The 15,692-nt window shown below is 64.7% G+C and carries 16 protein-coding genes, 1 tRNA gene and 1 pseudogene; 13 read left to right on the top strand and 5 right to left on the bottom strand.

The window, feature by feature from the left end; translation table 11 throughout:
• Window positions 1–148: 148 nt before the first annotated feature.
• On the bottom strand, window positions 149–1,837 hold the full coding sequence (locus QUH67_RS01365) for an MFS transporter (protein ID WP_300944866.1): 1,689 nt from the start codon (window positions 1,835–1,837) through the stop codon (window positions 149–151).
• Between the two features lie 150 nt (window positions 1,838–1,987).
• Between QUH67_RS01365 and QUH67_RS01370 the strand changes: the two are divergent.
• The 3 genes and pseudogenes from QUH67_RS01370 to QUH67_RS01380 all read left to right on the top strand — a co-directional run.
• Window positions 1,988–2,151, top strand: a pseudogene (locus tag QUH67_RS01370) (hydrolase); the annotation flags it as partial.
• A gap of 317 nt (window positions 2,152–2,468) precedes the next feature.
• Window positions 2,469–3,848: a cytochrome P450 gene (locus QUH67_RS01375; RefSeq protein WP_300944867.1), complete on the top strand. Its 1,380-nt coding sequence runs from the start codon at window positions 2,469–2,471 to the stop codon at window positions 3,846–3,848.
• A 129-nt stretch (window positions 3,849–3,977) separates the two neighbouring features.
• A complete protein-coding gene (locus QUH67_RS01380; RefSeq protein ID WP_300944868.1) occupies window positions 3,978–5,387 on the top strand; it encodes an adenylate/guanylate cyclase domain-containing protein in 1,410 nt (469 codons plus the stop codon).
• Between the two features lie 2 nt (window positions 5,388–5,389).
• Here the strand turns inward: QUH67_RS01380 and QUH67_RS01385 are convergent, their stop codons facing one another.
• A complete protein-coding gene (locus QUH67_RS01385; protein WP_300944869.1) occupies window positions 5,390–5,866 on the bottom strand; it encodes a cupredoxin domain-containing protein in 477 nt (158 codons plus the stop codon).
• Window positions 5,867–6,132: 266 nt separating this feature from the next.
• Here QUH67_RS01385 and QUH67_RS01390 point away from each other — a divergent pair, with 266 nt between their 5' ends.
• From QUH67_RS01390 to QUH67_RS01405, 4 genes are all read left to right on the top strand, one after another.
• Window positions 6,133–6,633: a tellurite resistance TerB family protein gene (locus QUH67_RS01390; protein WP_300944870.1), complete on the top strand. Its 501-nt coding sequence runs from the start codon at window positions 6,133–6,135 to the stop codon at window positions 6,631–6,633.
• 230 nt (window positions 6,634–6,863) lie between these two features.
• Complete coding sequence (locus tag QUH67_RS01395; RefSeq protein WP_300944871.1) at window positions 6,864–7,643, top strand: SDR family NAD(P)-dependent oxidoreductase; 780 nt, start codon at window positions 6,864–6,866, stop codon at window positions 7,641–7,643.
• A gap of 159 nt (window positions 7,644–7,802) precedes the next feature.
• Window positions 7,803–8,594, top strand: a complete 792-nt coding sequence (locus QUH67_RS01400) for a glutamine amidotransferase (protein WP_300944872.1) — start codon at window positions 7,803–7,805, stop codon at window positions 8,592–8,594.
• 136 nt (window positions 8,595–8,730) lie between these two features.
• Window positions 8,731–9,540 (top strand): enoyl-CoA hydratase, encoded by an 810-nt coding sequence (locus QUH67_RS01405; protein ID WP_300944873.1) that lies wholly within the window; start codon window positions 8,731–8,733, stop codon window positions 9,538–9,540.
• Window positions 9,541–9,666: 126 nt separating this feature from the next.
• On the opposite strand, the gene QUH67_RS01410 is transcribed toward QUH67_RS01405, so the two are convergent.
• A tRNA-Ala gene (locus tag QUH67_RS01410) sits at window positions 9,667–9,742 on the bottom strand.
• Window positions 9,743–9,925: 183 nt separating this feature from the next.
• Here QUH67_RS01410 and QUH67_RS01415 point away from each other — a divergent pair.
• Genes QUH67_RS01415 through folD form a run of 3 tightly spaced genes read left to right on the top strand, consistent with a single transcriptional unit; the run spans window position 9,926 to window position 11,456 of the window.
• Window positions 9,926–10,216, top strand: a complete 291-nt coding sequence (locus QUH67_RS01415) for a YggT family protein (RefSeq protein WP_300944874.1) — start codon at window positions 9,926–9,928, stop codon at window positions 10,214–10,216.
• 30 nt (window positions 10,217–10,246) lie between these two features.
• On the top strand, window positions 10,247–10,570 hold the full coding sequence (locus tag QUH67_RS01420) for a DUF167 domain-containing protein (RefSeq protein ID WP_300944875.1): 324 nt from the start codon (window positions 10,247–10,249) through the stop codon (window positions 10,568–10,570).
• Between the two features lies 1 nt (window position 10,571).
• Window positions 10,572–11,456 carry a bifunctional methylenetetrahydrofolate dehydrogenase/methenyltetrahydrofolate cyclohydrolase FolD gene (gene folD, locus QUH67_RS01425; protein WP_300944876.1) on the top strand — a complete coding sequence of 295 codons (885 nt, stop codon included), beginning with the start codon at window positions 10,572–10,574 and terminating at the stop codon, window positions 11,454–11,456.
• A gap of 40 nt (window positions 11,457–11,496) precedes the next feature.
• On the opposite strand, the gene ppa is transcribed toward folD, so the two are convergent.
• Together ppa and QUH67_RS01435 are read right to left on the bottom strand one after the other, a co-directional pair.
• On the bottom strand, window positions 11,497–12,024 hold the full coding sequence (ppa, locus tag QUH67_RS01430) for an inorganic diphosphatase (protein ID WP_300944877.1): 528 nt from the start codon (window positions 12,022–12,024) through the stop codon (window positions 11,497–11,499).
• A 161-nt stretch (window positions 12,025–12,185) separates the two neighbouring features.
• Window positions 12,186–12,695, bottom strand: a complete 510-nt coding sequence (locus QUH67_RS01435; RefSeq protein WP_300944878.1) for a GNAT family N-acetyltransferase — start codon at window positions 12,693–12,695, stop codon at window positions 12,186–12,188.
• Window positions 12,696–12,981: 286 nt separating this feature from the next.
• Between QUH67_RS01435 and QUH67_RS01440 the strand changes: the two genes are divergently transcribed.
• Genes QUH67_RS01440 through QUH67_RS01450 form a run of 3 tightly spaced genes read left to right on the top strand, consistent with a single transcriptional unit; the run spans window position 12,982 to window position 15,671 of the window.
• On the top strand, window positions 12,982–13,881 hold the full coding sequence (locus QUH67_RS01440) for an alpha/beta hydrolase family protein (RefSeq protein WP_300948301.1): 900 nt from the start codon (window positions 12,982–12,984) through the stop codon (window positions 13,879–13,881).
• Window positions 13,878–14,345, top strand: coding sequence for a DUF2269 family protein (locus QUH67_RS01445; protein ID WP_300944879.1), 468 nt, complete (start codon window positions 13,878–13,880; stop codon window positions 14,343–14,345). Before QUH67_RS01440 ends, QUH67_RS01445 begins: the two co-directional genes overlap by 4 nt.
• A gap of 6 nt (window positions 14,346–14,351) precedes the next feature.
• Entirely contained in the window at window positions 14,352–15,671 is a 1,320-nt protein-coding gene (locus tag QUH67_RS01450) for an SDR family oxidoreductase (RefSeq protein ID WP_300944880.1), read from the top strand.
• Window positions 15,672–15,692: the final 21 nt, after the last annotated feature.

Here is a 15,692-nt window from a genome sequence, read left to right on the forward strand (position 1 = left end):
ACGGGCGCTTCCCAAGCTTTGGCAAGGATACGTTATACCAATGCGGCGTTGCAGCGCGGGAGCAGTGGCACCCCTGGGCGAGCCTAAAGTCGTAGGTGAGCCGACCGGTCAACGGCCCGTCAGAAGCCCTGTTCGATCGTCAGCGGGCTCAGGTGCTGCCGGCTGCCGTGGCCACCACCGGCAAAACCTCGTTGGCGGCGCGGTCGGGGGTATCGTCCTTCCAGCGGACCGAGCCGAACGGGCGTTCCAGCATGCGGCGGACGCGGATCGGCTCGGGCCCGAGGTGGAAGTCGATGGCGCGCTGGTGCAAGGCGCGCTCCGACTGCGTGGCGCGGTTGCGCTGGCGCAGATAATCGAACCAGGTCGGGCAGTGGTAGCGCTCGGTCCACAATTCGGGGTCGCCGATGTCGCGCGCGATCGACCAGCCATAGGCGCCGTTGCGCTGCCGGCTGAGCTGGACCTCCTGCATCACATTGTGGAAGGCGCGGGCATTGTCCTGTGCGACGCGATATTCGATCTCGACCACCAGCGGCCCGCTGCGCCCGGTCAGCGACAGCTGGACCTCGGGATCGGCGAGCAGTTCGGTGGCATCCTCGTTGCGCGCACCGACCCTGGGCATGCGCAGCCAGATGCCGAGCAGCGGCGAAAGCAGCATCAGGCCGGCCGAGACCAGCAACGCGGTCTCGACGCCGGCGAGGTCGGTGAGATGCCCCCAGCCCCAGCTTCCGACCGCGATGCCGCCGGCGATCGAGGCCTGGAACGCCGCCAGCGAGCGGCCGGCGACCCAGCGCGGTGCCGACAGCTGCACACCGATGTTGAACAGGGCGACCGCCAGCATCCACACCGCGCCGGCGACCACCAGCGCCACCGCCGTCAGGAAGGCATTCGTGCTCAGGGCGACGGCGGCAATGCCGCCGGCCATCGAGATCGCACAGGCGCGCACCGCGGCCTCGCCGCTCATGCGCCGCCGTACCTCGCCGATATTGAGCGCGCCGAGCACCGCGCCCATGCCGAACGCGCCGAGCATGATGCCGTAGGTCTGTGCGCCGCCATGCAGCAGATCGCGGGCGACCAGCGGCATCAGCGCCGAGACCGAGCCGCCGATGATGCCGGTGACCAATGTCCTGATCAGGACGATGCGGATCGACGGCGAGTTGGCGATGTAGCGCGCGCCCGAGACCATGGCGCGGTTGAGACCCTCGCGCGGCAGGCGCGAGGGTTCATGAGTCCGGTTCCACAGAAACAGAACCACCATCAGCGGCAAGTACAGCACCGTGTTGACGGCGAACGCCGCTACCGCGCCTGCGGTAGCGACCACAATGCCGCCGATCGCGGGACCGAAACTGCGTGCGATGTTGTAGCTGATGCCGTTGAGCGCGACCGCCGCCGGCAGCGTTTCCGCCGGCACCTGCTCGCTGACCGAAGCCTGCCACGCCGGTCCGAACAGCGCCATGCCGCTGCCGACCACGAAGCACAGCGCCAGCAGGATGTTCGGCGTTACGAGGCCGAGCCACGCCAGCACGGTCAGCACGGTAGCGCCGGCCAGTGCGATGGCGAGCGAGATCAGCGCGACGACGCGCCGGTCGTGCATGTCGGCGATGGCGCCGGCGGGCATCGCAATCAGCATGATCGGCAGCATCAGCGCGGTCTGCACCAGCGCGACCTTGTCGGCGGACGACGTCATCTGCGTCATCGCCCAGGCCGCGCCGACGCCCTGGATCAGGATCCCGAGGTTGGAGACCAGGCTGGCGAGCCAGATGCGCCGGAACACGGCGTGCCGCAGCGGGGCGAAGATGCCGTCAGTCGCCCGGCGCACGTGTTTCGGCTGGTCGGTCATGATGGGTTCCGTTGGCGTTCTGTCACCGGCCTGATTCCATTCCAAACTAAGGTGATGCCTGTGAAAACCCTGGCCTGTCCAGTCGCCAGACTGCTATCGGCGGTGCCAGGGCACAGCCAAGGACTGAATAACAGCGGGAGGTCTTGAAAGATGGAAGTTCCGCCGGTCCTTTGTTGCACGGCAATGGCGACCACACCGCACTCTGGATCGCCACCTTATGGCGCATCGAATCGAACGGCGTGCTGCGCGGGCGGATGGCGGCAATCAACTTCGCCAATCCGCTGGCGCGCACCGATGACAGAGTGGAGCAGGCGTCTCTCCCGATACCGGCGGACGCATCCGCGTGCCGACCGATTCGGTGACGACGCTGCGGCTGCCGGCGGGGGAAGCCGCCGCACGGTGGTCGCCATCTCAATACAGAGCGAATCGTGACGCGGGCCTGGCCGGCCTCGGAGAACCGCATTGCGGCGGCCGAGCTGACTTACTAGCTATTCCCGACAGCGCGCCCTCATGGCGCCCCGATCGGAAGGCTTGGTTCGGCAGGAGCCCGCATGAGCGCAGCGATAAGCGGGGCATTGACCTGGTCCCGGATGTCGCATCGCTCGTCCGAGCCAACAGAGTAGCAGGCACCATGAGCATCGCCTACGACATGCCAGCCGCGCGCGCGCCGCTGGTGCCGCCGAGCCCGCCACGGGCGCCCGATGACATGAGTTTTTTCGGGCGGGTGAAGGCGATCAGCATCAGCCCAATCGGGAGCTGGGGCCAGCGTGCTTATGAGGAAGACATCGTCCGCGGCCGCTTCCTCAACCACAGCAGTTTCATCCTCAACGCGCCCGACGCGATCAAGCATGTGCTGGTCGACAATTACGAAAACTATACGCGTACGCCCGCGGGCTTGCGCGTGTTGCGTCCGATTCTCGGCGAAGGTTTGCTGATCGCGGAAGGGCGGGCATGGAAACACCAGCGCCGGACGCTGGCGCCGGCTTTCACGCCGCGCGCGGTGACGACGCTCGTGCCTCACATGCTGGCCGCGACCGACGAGACCGTTGCAAAACTCCGCGCCGCCAGCAACGCGCCGGTGGATTTGCGCGAGGCGATGCAGCGCATGACGCTCGAGATCGCGGGCCGGACGATGTTTTCGTTCGGGATGGACAAGCACGGCGCCGCGTTGCGCGACTTTGTGATGGAGTATGGCGAGCGGCTGGCGCGGCCGCAATTTCTCGACCTGCTGCTGCCGCTGGGATGGCCGACGCCGCAGGATTTTGCCCGCGCCCGCTTCCGCAAGCGCTGGACCGCGTTCGTCGCCATGCTGATGGCCGAGCGCCGCGCCGCCGGCAAGAACGAGGGCGCGCCGGCCCGCGACCTGTTCGACCTGATGGGCGATGCCCGCGATCCCGAAACCGGCGAGGCTTTTACCGACGACCAGCTCGGCGACCAGATCGCGACCATGATTCTGGCCGGTCATGAGACCACAGCGACCGCGCTGTTCTGGGCGCTCTATCTGCTGGCGCTGGATCCCGCGATCCAGCAGCAGGTGGCGACGGAGGTGCAGGACGCCACCGTCAATGGCACGCTCGAGATCGAGCGGCTGAAATTCACCCGCGCCGTCCTCGACGAGACCATGCGGCTCTATCCGCCGGCATTCTTGATCGCGCGCTCGGCTGCCGGGCCGGACAAGATCGGCGGATTCCCGGTGAAGAAGAGAGACGTCGTCCTGATTGCGCCATGGCTCCTGCATCGGCACGAAAAGCTCTGGCGCGATCCGAATGCCTTCATCCCGTCCCGCTTCATGACCGGCAACCCGCCCGATCGCTTCGCTTATTTGCCGTTCGGTGTCGGCCCGCGCGTCTGCATCGGCGCGCATTTCGCGCTGGTGGAGGCCACGCTGGCGCTGGCGAAGGTGATCGGTGCCTTTCGCGTGGCGCTGGCCGACAAGGAGCCCGTGATGCCGATCGGCGTGGTGACGACGCAGCCCGACCGGTCGCCGATGTTTGCGATTAGCCCGCGATGACGTAGCGTCGACGGGTGACACACTGCCCCGGACTTGATTCGTGGGTGGATCGAGGCCCGCGTGAAGAAAGCGCGTTAGACAAAAGGGACCTTGCGCAAGCGCGCGTGGAAGCTCATCTAGGCCTTCACCATGAGCGATACCCAGGCCCAGTTCTCCGTTCTGCGCCAGACTGCCGATCCCGCGGTGGTCGAGGCGATTTCGCAGTTGATCGCCAAGGGTGACGACCGCGACCTCAACCGTATCAATCTCCTGGATTTCGCCGCGCGGTACGGGTTGGACGAGGAGAAGGTCATTTCGGCCTTCCTGCATTCGGCGCGGCTCGGCCTGTTCGATCTGAGCTGGAATGTCCTGTGCCCCGGCTGCGGCGGCGTGCTCGGCGCACACGACACGCTGAAATCGCTTCGGCACGACGATTACAATTGCGCGCTATGCGCCAGGGGTTATGAGGCGTCGGTCGACGACCGCGTCGAGGTTTCCTTCACCGTCAGTCCCCGCGTCCGGCGCATCGCCGCGCACGATCCCCATACGCTGCCGCTGTGGGAATATAACCGCCAGATGTTCTGGAGCTCCGGGATGGAGCTGAACGAGGACTCGATCCGCCGTCTGAGCGAAGACGTCACGCTCGAAGCCATCGAACTGCCGGCGGGCGAGAAGGCGGTGCTGTCGCTGCAACTGCCCGGTCAGTTCGTGATCGTGTTCGAGCCGGTGACGCATTCGGCGCATTTCCTGGATATCCAGGGTGAGCCGACCCGCGAGCGTCGGCAGTTCTCGATCGTCTTCAACAAGCTGCATGCGCCGACCGGCACCACCGTGATGCGCCCCGGGCCGTTGCGGCTTTCGCTGGAAAACCAGACCGACCATCGCGTGCTGCCCGCGGTCTGGGTCGCCAACGACACGCTCCACGAACTGCTCGGCACACGCAGGCCGATCCTGACCGCCAAGCGGATGCTGTCGAACCAGACGTTTCGCGACGTCTTCAAGGCCGACAATCTCAACGTCGATCAGCGCCTCAAGATCACGTCACTGACGTTCCTGTTCACCGACCTCAAGGGCTCCACCGCGCTCTATGAACGGGTCGGTGATCTCGCGGCCTTCGATCTGGTGCGGGCGCATTTCCATGCGCTGCTCGAGATTATCGCTTCGGAAAAGGGCGCGGTGGTGAAGACGATCGGCGACGCCGTGATGGCGACCTTCATCCGGCCGGAACATGCGATCGTGGCAGGCCTGCGCATGCGCGCGGCGATGGCCGCGCTGAATGCCGAGCGCGGCCGCGAGGACCTGATGGTCAAGATCGGCATTCATGAGGGCCCGTGCCTCGCCGTCATGCTCAACGAGCGGCAGGATTATTTCGGCCAGACCGTCAACATCGCTTCGCGCGTGCAGAGCCTGTCGACCTCGCAGGAGATCCATATCACCAGCCCGGTAATTGAATCGCCGGCCGTCGCCTCGCTGCTGCAGAAGCAGTCGATCAGGCCGATCCAGAAAGAAGCGGCGCTGCGCGGCATCGCCGACAAGATGGTCGTTTACGAGATCCCTTAAGGCTACTCGATCACGATCTCGCCGGTCATGCCGAGTTCGGCGTGGGTCTTGCCGTCGCTGCCCTTGATGTCGCAGCGCAGGTCGCTGGCTTTGCCGGCCGCGATCGGCACCAGCCACCATTCGGCGGACTGTCCCGGATAGACCTCGATCTCGCGGATCGCGCCCTTGAATTCGGCGAGCGTCACCGCCTTGCCGTTCTGCGGCTGCGTCACCTGCACCTTGCGCGTGAACACCATCTGCGAGAACGCATGCGAGGTGAAGTAGTGCGGATCGCTGCTCGAGTTGCGCAGGATCAGCTTGTAGAGCTTGCCGGTTTCGAATTTGAGCTGCTTCGGCGCGAATTCATGTTTGCCAGGCGAGCCGAGATCGACTGTCACCTCGATCGGCGTCTGCCGCGACAGATCGCCCGCCGCCAGCGCCGCCCCTGATGCGGCTCCCAGCACAATGGCCGCACCGAGTGCGAAGCGGAAGGAAGCCATGGCGTTTCCCCTTGAGAAATCAGCCGCTAAAACAACAATCGTTTCTAATGCAAATGCGAATGATTAGCAATTTAACGAGCGCCCCGCACCCTGCGGCGAATCGCGCAGCCCGACGCTTGCCGCCCCGGAGGCAGAAGTCTTCATCGGTCGAACGTGACGCCGATTTAATCCGCCTGCGGCACCGGGCCCCTGGAGCGCCGATTGCGGCGACCAAATCCGGAACCCATATGGCATCTACAGGCTTTCATGACCTCGAAGGTTGATTAATGCTCGACGGATTGCGCCAATTCATCGCCGATATCGTTTCGCCCGGCGCTGATACCGATATGTCGTTCGACGACACCGGCTACCTGCTGGCGGCGACGGCGCTGCTGGTTCACGTCGTCTCGCTCGATGGCGAACCAAGCGCGATCGAAAAGCGCAAATTGCACAGCCTGATCGAGAGCCGCTTCAAGCTCGACCCCGGCAAGGCGGATCATTTGATCGCGCAGGCGACGCGGGCCGAAGGCGAGGCGGTCGATCTCTATCATTTCACCAGCGTCATCATGCGTTCGGTCAACGAAGAGGGCCGGCTGCGCATCATCGAGATGATGTGGGAGTTGGTGTACGCGGACGGCGAGGTCAGCGAGTTCGAGGACAATGTGGTCTGGCGCGCTGCCGATCTGCTCGGTGTTTCTTCGCGCGACCGGATCGATCTCAAGCGCAAGGTGGCGGAGCAGCGGCGACCGGGCTCGTCCGTGTCGAAAACGGCCGATGCCGAGACATAGTGATGTCAGCGTCACACTTGTGGATGGTGCGTAACGGGAGATGACGAAACTTTAATGTGTTGCGGCAGGTCACGGCCAGATGCGATAGGCCTGAAAAGATTGAACTTCGAATGCCAGGGCGCGGAGGACTGCATGGGCATATGCCATGCACTTGGCTTGCGTCACACTAAGCGGCTATGCTCTCGTTGCGGTACTGGGTTCATCTGCAATCAATCCAAGAGACTTCGATCGTGACCGAACGTGTGACGCTGATCACCGGTGCATCGGCGGGCATAGGCACCGAGCTGGCGCGCGTTTTTGCATCTCGCGGCCATCGTCTGGCGCTGGTGGCGCGTCGCACCGACCGCCTCGAGGCGCTGGCGGCTGAAATCACGGCCGCGGGCGGCAAGGCTCCTGTCGTTATTCCCTGCGACCTCGTGCAGCCCGATGCCGGCGACCGGATCGCGGAAGCCTTGGCCGCCGCCGGCCTCGAAGTGGAGTATGTCGTCAACAATGCCGGCTACGGCCTGTTCGGTCGGGCGGTCCAGCGCGATCGCGCCGATCAGCTCGACATGATCGCGGTCAACATCCGCGCCTTGACCGAGCTGTCGTTGCGGTTTTCCGACCAGCTGATCCGAAACCGCGGCGGGCTGTTGAACGTCGGCTCGATCGCCGGCTTCATGCCCGGTCCGGGGATGGCGGTCTATTATGCCACCAAGGCCTATGTGCTGTCGTTCACGGAGGCGATGCGGGCCGAACTGGCACCGCATGGTGTGCGCGTGACGGTGCTCTGTCCCGGCCCGGTGCCCTCGGAGTTCCAGGCGCGCGCAGGCTTCAGACCCGGCTTCGATTCGGTCGTGCTCAATGTCTTGCCGGCCGACGTCGCGCAGCAGGCCTATCGCGGCTTGATGGCCAACAAGCGGGCAGTGATGCCCGGCATCGGCATCAAGATCGTGCCGTTCTTGCTCCGGTTCTTCCCGCGCTCCTTCATTCTGGGCGCGGTCGGGCGGCTCCAGCTTCACCGGCGCTGAGCAAATCCCCGATTTTTGCGAGGCAAGCGCACGCGCCGCACGGCCGCCGCGTCTGGCCCGCGGCTTGCTTGGAAGCTTCGAGTGTGCGCGAACTCACGCGAAATTAAGATTCACTTAGCTATCGTTGCGGTTTGAGCTGCGCCCCCAAAGGCCACTTCGATGTCGTTCCGATCGACAAAAAATAGAGACACTATCCTGCCCTTTCCGGGTCAGCGGGCGCTGGTTGCGCCTGAGCCCTTGCCGCCTGTTCTGATCGTCCTTCACCAGGAAACATCGACGCCGGGACGGGTCGGTAATGCGCTGCGGGCGCTCGGCCATCCCCTCGACATCCGCCGTCCGCGGTTCGGCGATCCGCTGCCTGACACGCTCGAACAACATGCCGGCGCCGTGATCTTCGGCGGCCCGATGAGCGCCAATGACTCCGACGATTACGTCCGCCGAGAGATCGACTGGATCGAGATTCCCCTGCGCGAGCAGCGGCCGTTTCTCGGCATCTGCCTGGGTGCGCAGATGCTGGCCAAACAATTGGGTGCTCGGGTCGCGCCGCATCACGAGGGACGGGTAGAGGTCGGCTACTATCCGATCCGCCCGACGGCTGCGGGCCACGCATTATCCCCGGACTGGCCGGCGCACGTCTACCACTGGCACGGCGAAGGATTTCAGCTGCCGCGCGGCGCAACACTGCTTGCCGAAGGTGACGATTTTCCGGTGCAGGCCTGTCGGCACGGCCATGCGTTCGGCTTCCAGTTTCACCCCGACGTCACCTACGCGATGATGCATCGCTGGACCACGCGCGGCTGTGCGCGCATGGAGCAGCCGGGCGCGCAGCCGCGTCATCTGCACTTCGAAGGCCGCGCGATGCACGACACGGCCGAGCGGGCGTGGCTGACGAACTTCATCGCGGGCTGGAGCGAGCTTGCGCCGCGCGCGATGCTGGACGCGGCGGAATAGCCGTCGCGCGGAATTTGCCCGCGTATTCGAACGTCTTTCAAAATTTTCGGATGTGCTAGGGTCGTTCTCCTGAACGGGCGCGGCCGAATGGCTTGCGCGCGCAAAATCAAACGACAGAAACGACAGGGAGATCGCGGTGACCTATCAGCATATTCTCTACGAGGTGAGCGAGCGGATCGCGACCATCACGCTCAACCGGCCGGACCGCATGAATGCCTGGACCGCGACCATGGAGCGCGATGTGCGCCAGGCGATGGAGGCGGCAGCCGGCGACGACAACGTCCGCGTCATCGTGCTCACCGGCGCCGGGCGGGCGTTCTGCGCCGGCGCCGACATGGAGGCGTTGCAGGCGATCGATCCCAGCGAGGTCCGACGCGGCGAGAACACCCCGTTCGACATGAACCGCCGGGCCGACTGGCAGACGCGCTACGCGTACTACCCGGCAATCCCCAAACCCGTGATCGGCATGCTGAACGGCGCCACGGCCGGCATCGGCCTGGTTCATGCGCTGTATTGCGACCTGCGTTTCGCCGCCGACAACACCGTCTTCACCACCGCATTCGCGCGCCGCGGGCTGATCGCCGAGCACGGCATCAGCTGGATGCTGCCGCGCATCGTCGGTCACGCCAACGCGCTGGACTTGCTGATGTCCGCACGGCGGGTGGGAAGCGAGGAGGCGTTGCGGATCGGGCTGGTCAACCGGCTCTACCCGCCAGACCAGTTGCGCGAGCAGACCTATGCCTATGCCCGCGATCTGGCCGATTTCGTTTCGCCCAGCGCGATTTCAGTGATCAAGCGCCAGCTCTACGATGTGCCGTTCCAGACGCTGGCCGAGGCCACCATCGACGCCAACCGCGAAATGCAGATCGCGCTGAAGGGGAGCGATTTCAAGGAAGGGGTGGCGAGCTTTGTGGAGAAGCGGCCGCCAAGGTTTACGGGGAAGTGAGGGGAAGGGGCGGGGGTCTGGAGCTAAGGTCTACCAGCCCGTCTTCGCCCTGCGGGCTACGCCGGGCACGCTTTGCCCTTCAGGCTCTTGCGTGGCTGCGCCACGCGTAGCCCGAAGGGCGAAGCGTGGTGGAGCCAGGCGGGATCGAACCGCCGACCTCGTCATTGCGAACGACGCGCTCTCCCAGCTGAGCTATGGCCCCGTCGCGGCCGTTTCGAAGCGATCCGAAGCGGCCGACAATCGGCGCCATTTACAGTCCGGCCCAAGGCCAAGTCAAGAACGGTAAACGTATCCTTATTGGCGTCATTTTGCCGGGAACTTCCCTTGTTTGCAGGGGGATGAACCGATATCTAGCTGGTTATCCCTCCTCGCGAGCCCCCGCCACATGCGCGCCATCCTCGACATCGTCATCATCGTCCTCGACCTTTATGTCTGGCTCTTGATCGCGTCGGCGATCCTGTCCTGGCTGATCGCCTTCAACGTCGTGAACACGCGCAACCAGTTCGTCGCCGCGGTGGCGGAGTTCCTTTACCGGATTACCGAGCCGGCGCTGGCGCCGATCCGCCGCTTCATGCCCAGTCTGGGCGGCCTCGATATCTCGCCGATCATCCTGATCCTGCTCATCATGCTGATCCAGCGGGTGATCCTGTACTACATCTATCCGAACGTCATCTGATCGCTTGTCTCGCCAGCTGCGGGATGCGCGATGGATCCCTGGCGTTACTCCACCGAGGGAATCAGCGTCGCGCTGCGGGTGACGCCGCGCGGCGGGCGTGACGATATCGACGGGATCGAGACGCTCGCCAACGGGCGTTCAGTCGTCAAGGTTCGTGTTCGCGCCATCGCCGAGGGCGGCGAGGCCAATCGCGCGGTCACCGAACTGCTGGCGAAGACGCTGGGTGTGCCGAAGGCGCGCGTAAAGATTTTGTCAGGCGTCACATCGCGCCTGAAACAGGTCGCCATTGATGGCGATCCGAAAATTCTCGGCGAAACGCTGCGGGCGGCGACCGCGGCCAAGGCGAAGGATTGAGATGACAGCACGTATCATCGACGGAAAAATCATTGCAGCGGAGCTCCGCGCCCGCGTCGCTGATGAGGTTGCGCGGGTCAAAAGTGAACATCAGATCACGCCGGGACTGGCCGTGGTGCTGGTCGGCAACGACCCCGCCAGCGAAGTCTATGTGCGCAGCAAGCACGCCCAGACCCAGGCTGCCGGCATGGCCTCGTTCGAGCATAAATTGCCCGCCGACGTCGCGCAGGCCGACCTGCTGGCGATGATCGCAAAGCTCAATGCCGATCCCGCCGTGCACGGCATTCTCGTGCAATTGCCGCTGCCGAAATCGATCCATACCGAGACCGTGATCAACGCCATCGACCCGGCCAAGGATGTCGACGGCCTGCATCCGAACAATGCCGGCCGGCTGGCCGGCGGCTTTGCCGCGCTGTCGCCCTGCACGCCGCTGGGCTGCATCATTTTGACCAGGAGCGTGCACGCTTCGCTGGAGGGCCTGAACGCCATCGTGATCGGCCGTTCCAATCTGGTCGGCCGGCCGCTGGTGCAATTGCTGCTCAACGAGAATGCGACGGTGACGATCGCGCATTCGCGCTCGAGAGATCTGCCGCAACTCTGTGCCCGCGCCGACCTGGTCTATGCCGCGGTCGGCAAGCCGGAGATGGTGCGCGCGGACTGGATCAAGCCCGGCGCCACCGTGATCGATGTCGGCATCAACCGCACGCCACTGCCGGACGGCAAGACCAGGCTGATCGGCGACGTCGCCTTCAAGGAAGTCGCCGAGGTGGCCGGCGCGATCACGCCGGTGCCCGGCGGCGTCGGGCAGATGACGGTGGCGTGCCTGTTGGTGAATACGCTGCGTGCGGCATGCGCGATTCACGGGCTGGCGAAGCCGGCGGTGTGATCTTGCTTCTCCCGCTCCCCGCAAGGGCGGGGCGAGGGAGTTACTTCTTCGCCCGTTCGATGCCTTCGAGGATCAGCCGGCGGGCGTCCTCTGCGTCGCCCCAGCGCAGCACCTTCACCCATTTGCCCTTTTCGAGATCCTTGTAGTGCTCGAAGAAGTGCTGGATCTGCTGCAGCGTGATGTCGGGGAGGTCGCTGTAGCTTTTGACCTTGTCGTAACGCTGGGTCAGCTTGGAGGAGGGCACCGCGATGATCTTCTCGTCGCCGCCGGCTTCATCTTCCATCAGCAGCACGCCCACGGGGCGCACGCTGATCACGGCGCCCGGCACGATCGCGCGGGTGTTGGCCACCAGCACGTCGCAGGGATCGCCGTCGCCGGACAGGGTGTGCGGGATGAAGCCGTAATTGCCGGGGTAGCGCATCGCCGTATAGAGGAAGCGGTCGACCACCAGCGTGCCGGCTTCCTTGTCCATCTCGTATTTGATCGGCTCGCCGCCCACCGGCACCTCGACGATGACGTTGACGTCGTGGGGCGGGTTCTTTCCGATCGAGATGGCGTCAATACGCATAGAGGACTCCGCTTGGCGTTACAGGGGCGCCCGGAATCGGGCACGCGTCAGGGTCCGTTTAGACCCGCGGCGGAGCCGGGAAAAGCCTTCAATGAGAGCAATGATCCGGAAAACCGGTCCGGCTCGCCGTAAGGATAATACTCAAAACGGCGGGAAGGTCCTCAGTTGGACCAGGCGAAAGCGACCTTATCGAGCGATTTCGGCCCGAACTTCTCGGAGGAACGAGCTACCATCCGGCCGCCGAGCGCCCGGTAGAACTCCGTCGCCGGGTCGTTGTCCGAGAGGGCCCAGATCACCATGCTCTTCAACCCGCTCTGCATCAGGTCGCGCCGGGCCGACGTGAACAGGCGGCGACCGAAACCGAGGCCCTGGAATTCCGGCCTCAGGTAGAGCTCGTAGATCTCGCCTTCGAAATGCAGGCTGCGGGCCCGGTTGCGGCCGTAATTGGCATAGCCCGCGACCTTGTCGCCGAACACCAGCACGCTGACGCGGCTGCCCTTGCGGATGGCGCTGTCCCACCATTGTGGACCGCGACGGTTGATGAGCTTCTCGAGCTCTGCGCCGGGGATGATGCCCTGGTAGGCCGAACGCCAGGCTTCATCATGGGTAGACGCCACCGCAGCCGCGTCTGCAGCTTTGGCCGGTCGGACCTCGATCAGGGTTGTGCTCATGACGCAATCAAAGCAAGTCGGCGGGCCGGCTTCAAGATGCATCCTTAATTATCGGTTAACCTGTGGATTTTGTGCATCAGTTGTGGGTGGTTCTGTGCCGAAAGAGGACAAAGGACCTGTTCTAATGGGTCATCCGATCAATGCCGGTGATGAATCGTTGTCAGAATCATCCAACGCGACGCTGCCTAAATTCCGTTCACGGAAAAATGCGCCGGATGTGATTCGCTGGCGGTATTCTGCTGATGATTGCAACTGCGCGCCGCCCGCGGACGTCTCAGGCCCGTTCATGCATTTGGAAAACCTGCTGGTGGCGCTGATCGTCGTGGCCGCGCTCGGTGTCAAGGCCGCGGCCGCGCAGCCAGCGTTTGGCGCGCACGGTGTGGAAGGCGAACCAAACCGCGCGCAGCAATGGCTGGTGCCGTCGCCCGATCCGGCAACAGCGTCGCGTGCGGTGCTGTTTCGCCCGCCCGGCGAAGGGCCGTTTCCGCTTGCGGTGATCGCACACGCCTCTACCCAGAATGCGATGCGGCGGGCGCAGATGCCGCGGCCTGAATACCGCGCGCTGGCCGGCTGGCTGGTGGAGCGCGGTTTTGCCGTGCTGGTCCCCGAGCGTCCGGGTCATGGCGCGACAGGGGGAAAGTATCTCGAAGATCAGGGTGGCTGCGACGAGGCGGACTACGCGAGATCCGGTCGCGCGACGGCGGACGAGATCGCCGCCGCCGCCTCGCTGTTGCGCAAGCAATCCTTCATCCGCCCCGCGGGCATGGTCGTGATCGGTCATTCGGCCGGGGGCTGGGGCGCGCTGGCGCTGGCCGGTGAGGATCCGAACAACATTGCCGCCATCGTCACGTTCGCAGCCGGCCGCGGTGGGCATGCCGATGATCTTCCCGATCGGATCTGCGCGCCGCATGCGCTCACCGCCGCGGCGGGTGAGTTCGGCAAAACGGCGCGCGTAAAGGTGACCTGGCTGGTGGCTGCCAATGACAGCTATTTTTCGCCCACGTTCTCGCGCAAACTGGCGGACGCGTTTGGTGCCGGTGGCGGCAAGGTGGATTTTAGCGTGCTGCCGGCCCATGGCGGCGAGGGCCACTGGCTGGCGGAGAGCGAGGCCGGGATAAAACTCGCGGCCGGCGAACTCGACCGCGCGTTGAGAGTGCGCTTCCCGATCCCGGCGAAGAAAAAATGACGCTGTATTTCCTGGTCAAATATCTGCATGTGCTCGGCGCGATCGTCATTCTCGGTACCGGCACGGGCATCGCGTTCTTCATGCTGATGGCGCATCGCAGCCGGGACGCGGCCTTCATCGCGCGCACTGCCGGGACCGTCGTGATCGCCGACCTGCTGTTCACGCTGACGGCGGTGCTGCTGCAGCCGGTGAGCGGTGGTGTGCTGATGTGGCTGTCCTCCACCGGATGGAGCGAGTTCTGGCTGACCGCTTCGCTCGTGCTCTATGCGATGGCCGGGCTGTTCTGGGTGCCTGTCGTCTTCATGCAGATCGAAATGCGCGACCTCGCGCGCAACGCTGTCGCGAATAACCAGAAGTTGCCGCAGCGATATCACGCACTTTTCCACCGATGGTTTCTATTTGGGATTCCCGGTTTTGGCTCGGTCATGGCTATTCTCTGGCTGATGATCGCCAAGCCGCTTTAGGCAGACATGAACACCGGCAACCGAAAGATCCTTGTGCTCGGCGCTTCCGGCCTGATCGGCCGTTTCGTCACCGACGATCTGCGCGCGCGGGGATTTCCCGTGGTCGGCGTCGCGCGCAAACTGTCGGCGTCGCAGAAGAGCAGTCCGCTCGATCTCGAGCTTCCCGTGATGTCGATGGAAGCGCCGATGCTGGCGCGGCTGCTGCGCGATCATCGCATCGATGTCGTCGTCAATTGTCTCGGCGTGCTGCAGGACGGCCCCGGCAGCGACACGTCGGCGGTTCATTGCGATTTCGTCGCGCGGCTGCTGCAGGCGATTCGCAACGGCGACCGGGGGATTCGCCTCGTGCATATCTCCATACCTGGGGCACCGGAGTCCGACCGAACCGCCTTCGCGACCACCAAGCGGGAGGCCGAGCGGCTGATCGCGGATTCCGGTGTCGCCTTCACGATCCTGCGCCCAGGTTTCGTGGTGGCTTTGGCGGCCTATGGCGGCAGCGCCATGGTGCGCTCGCTGGCGGCGTTTCCGCTCGACCTGCCGGCCGCCGAGCGCGCCGCGCCGTTCCAGCCGGTCGCCATGGAGGACATCGCCGCCACCATCGCCTGGCTGGCGGAGCGCGATTGCAGCGAAGCCAACGCTGTGACCTGGGATCTGATGCAGGAGCAACCGGTCACGCTCGGTGACGTGATCGATCAGTTCCGCGAGGTGTTCGGCACCGGCCGCTGGTGGCGCATCGTGATGCCGACGTTCTTGATCGATTTCGGCGCCAAGCTCGGCGATCTCGCCAACCGGTTCGGCTGGATGCCGCCGATGCGAACCACCGCGATCGCGGAGCTGCGCCGCGGCGTCAGCGGCGACCCCGCCGACTGGATCGCCGCGACCGGAATCGTGCCCAGGCCCATCGAGCAGACGGCCGGAAAACGCCCCGCCACCATTCAGGACAAATGGTTTGCCCGGCTGTTCCCGATCAAGGCGCTTGTCATCGCAAGCCTCGTGCTGTTCTGGGTCGTCTCGGGCTTCATCGCGCTGGTGATCTCCTATGACGCTGCGGAAGGGATACTGCGCGACCACGGTTTTCCGCCGTGGCTGGTTGCGCCCGTCACAATTGGCACAAGCCTGATGGATATCAGCATCGGCGTGTTGATTGCGTTCCGCCGCACCGCGGCGATCGGCCTGATGGCCGGCATCACAGCCTCGCTCGGCTATATGCTGGGCGCGGCGATCCTGACGCCGGACCTCTGGATCGAGCCGCTCGGCGCACTGGTGAAGACCGGCCCCGCCGTGGTGCTGATGCTGGTGGCGCTGCTGACGTTGGACAATCGATAGCGTTGAAGTGACAGGATATCG

Source organism: Bradyrhizobium roseum (assembly GCF_030413175.1).
Taxonomy (GTDB): domain Bacteria; phylum Pseudomonadota; class Alphaproteobacteria; order Rhizobiales; family Xanthobacteraceae; genus Bradyrhizobium; species Bradyrhizobium roseum.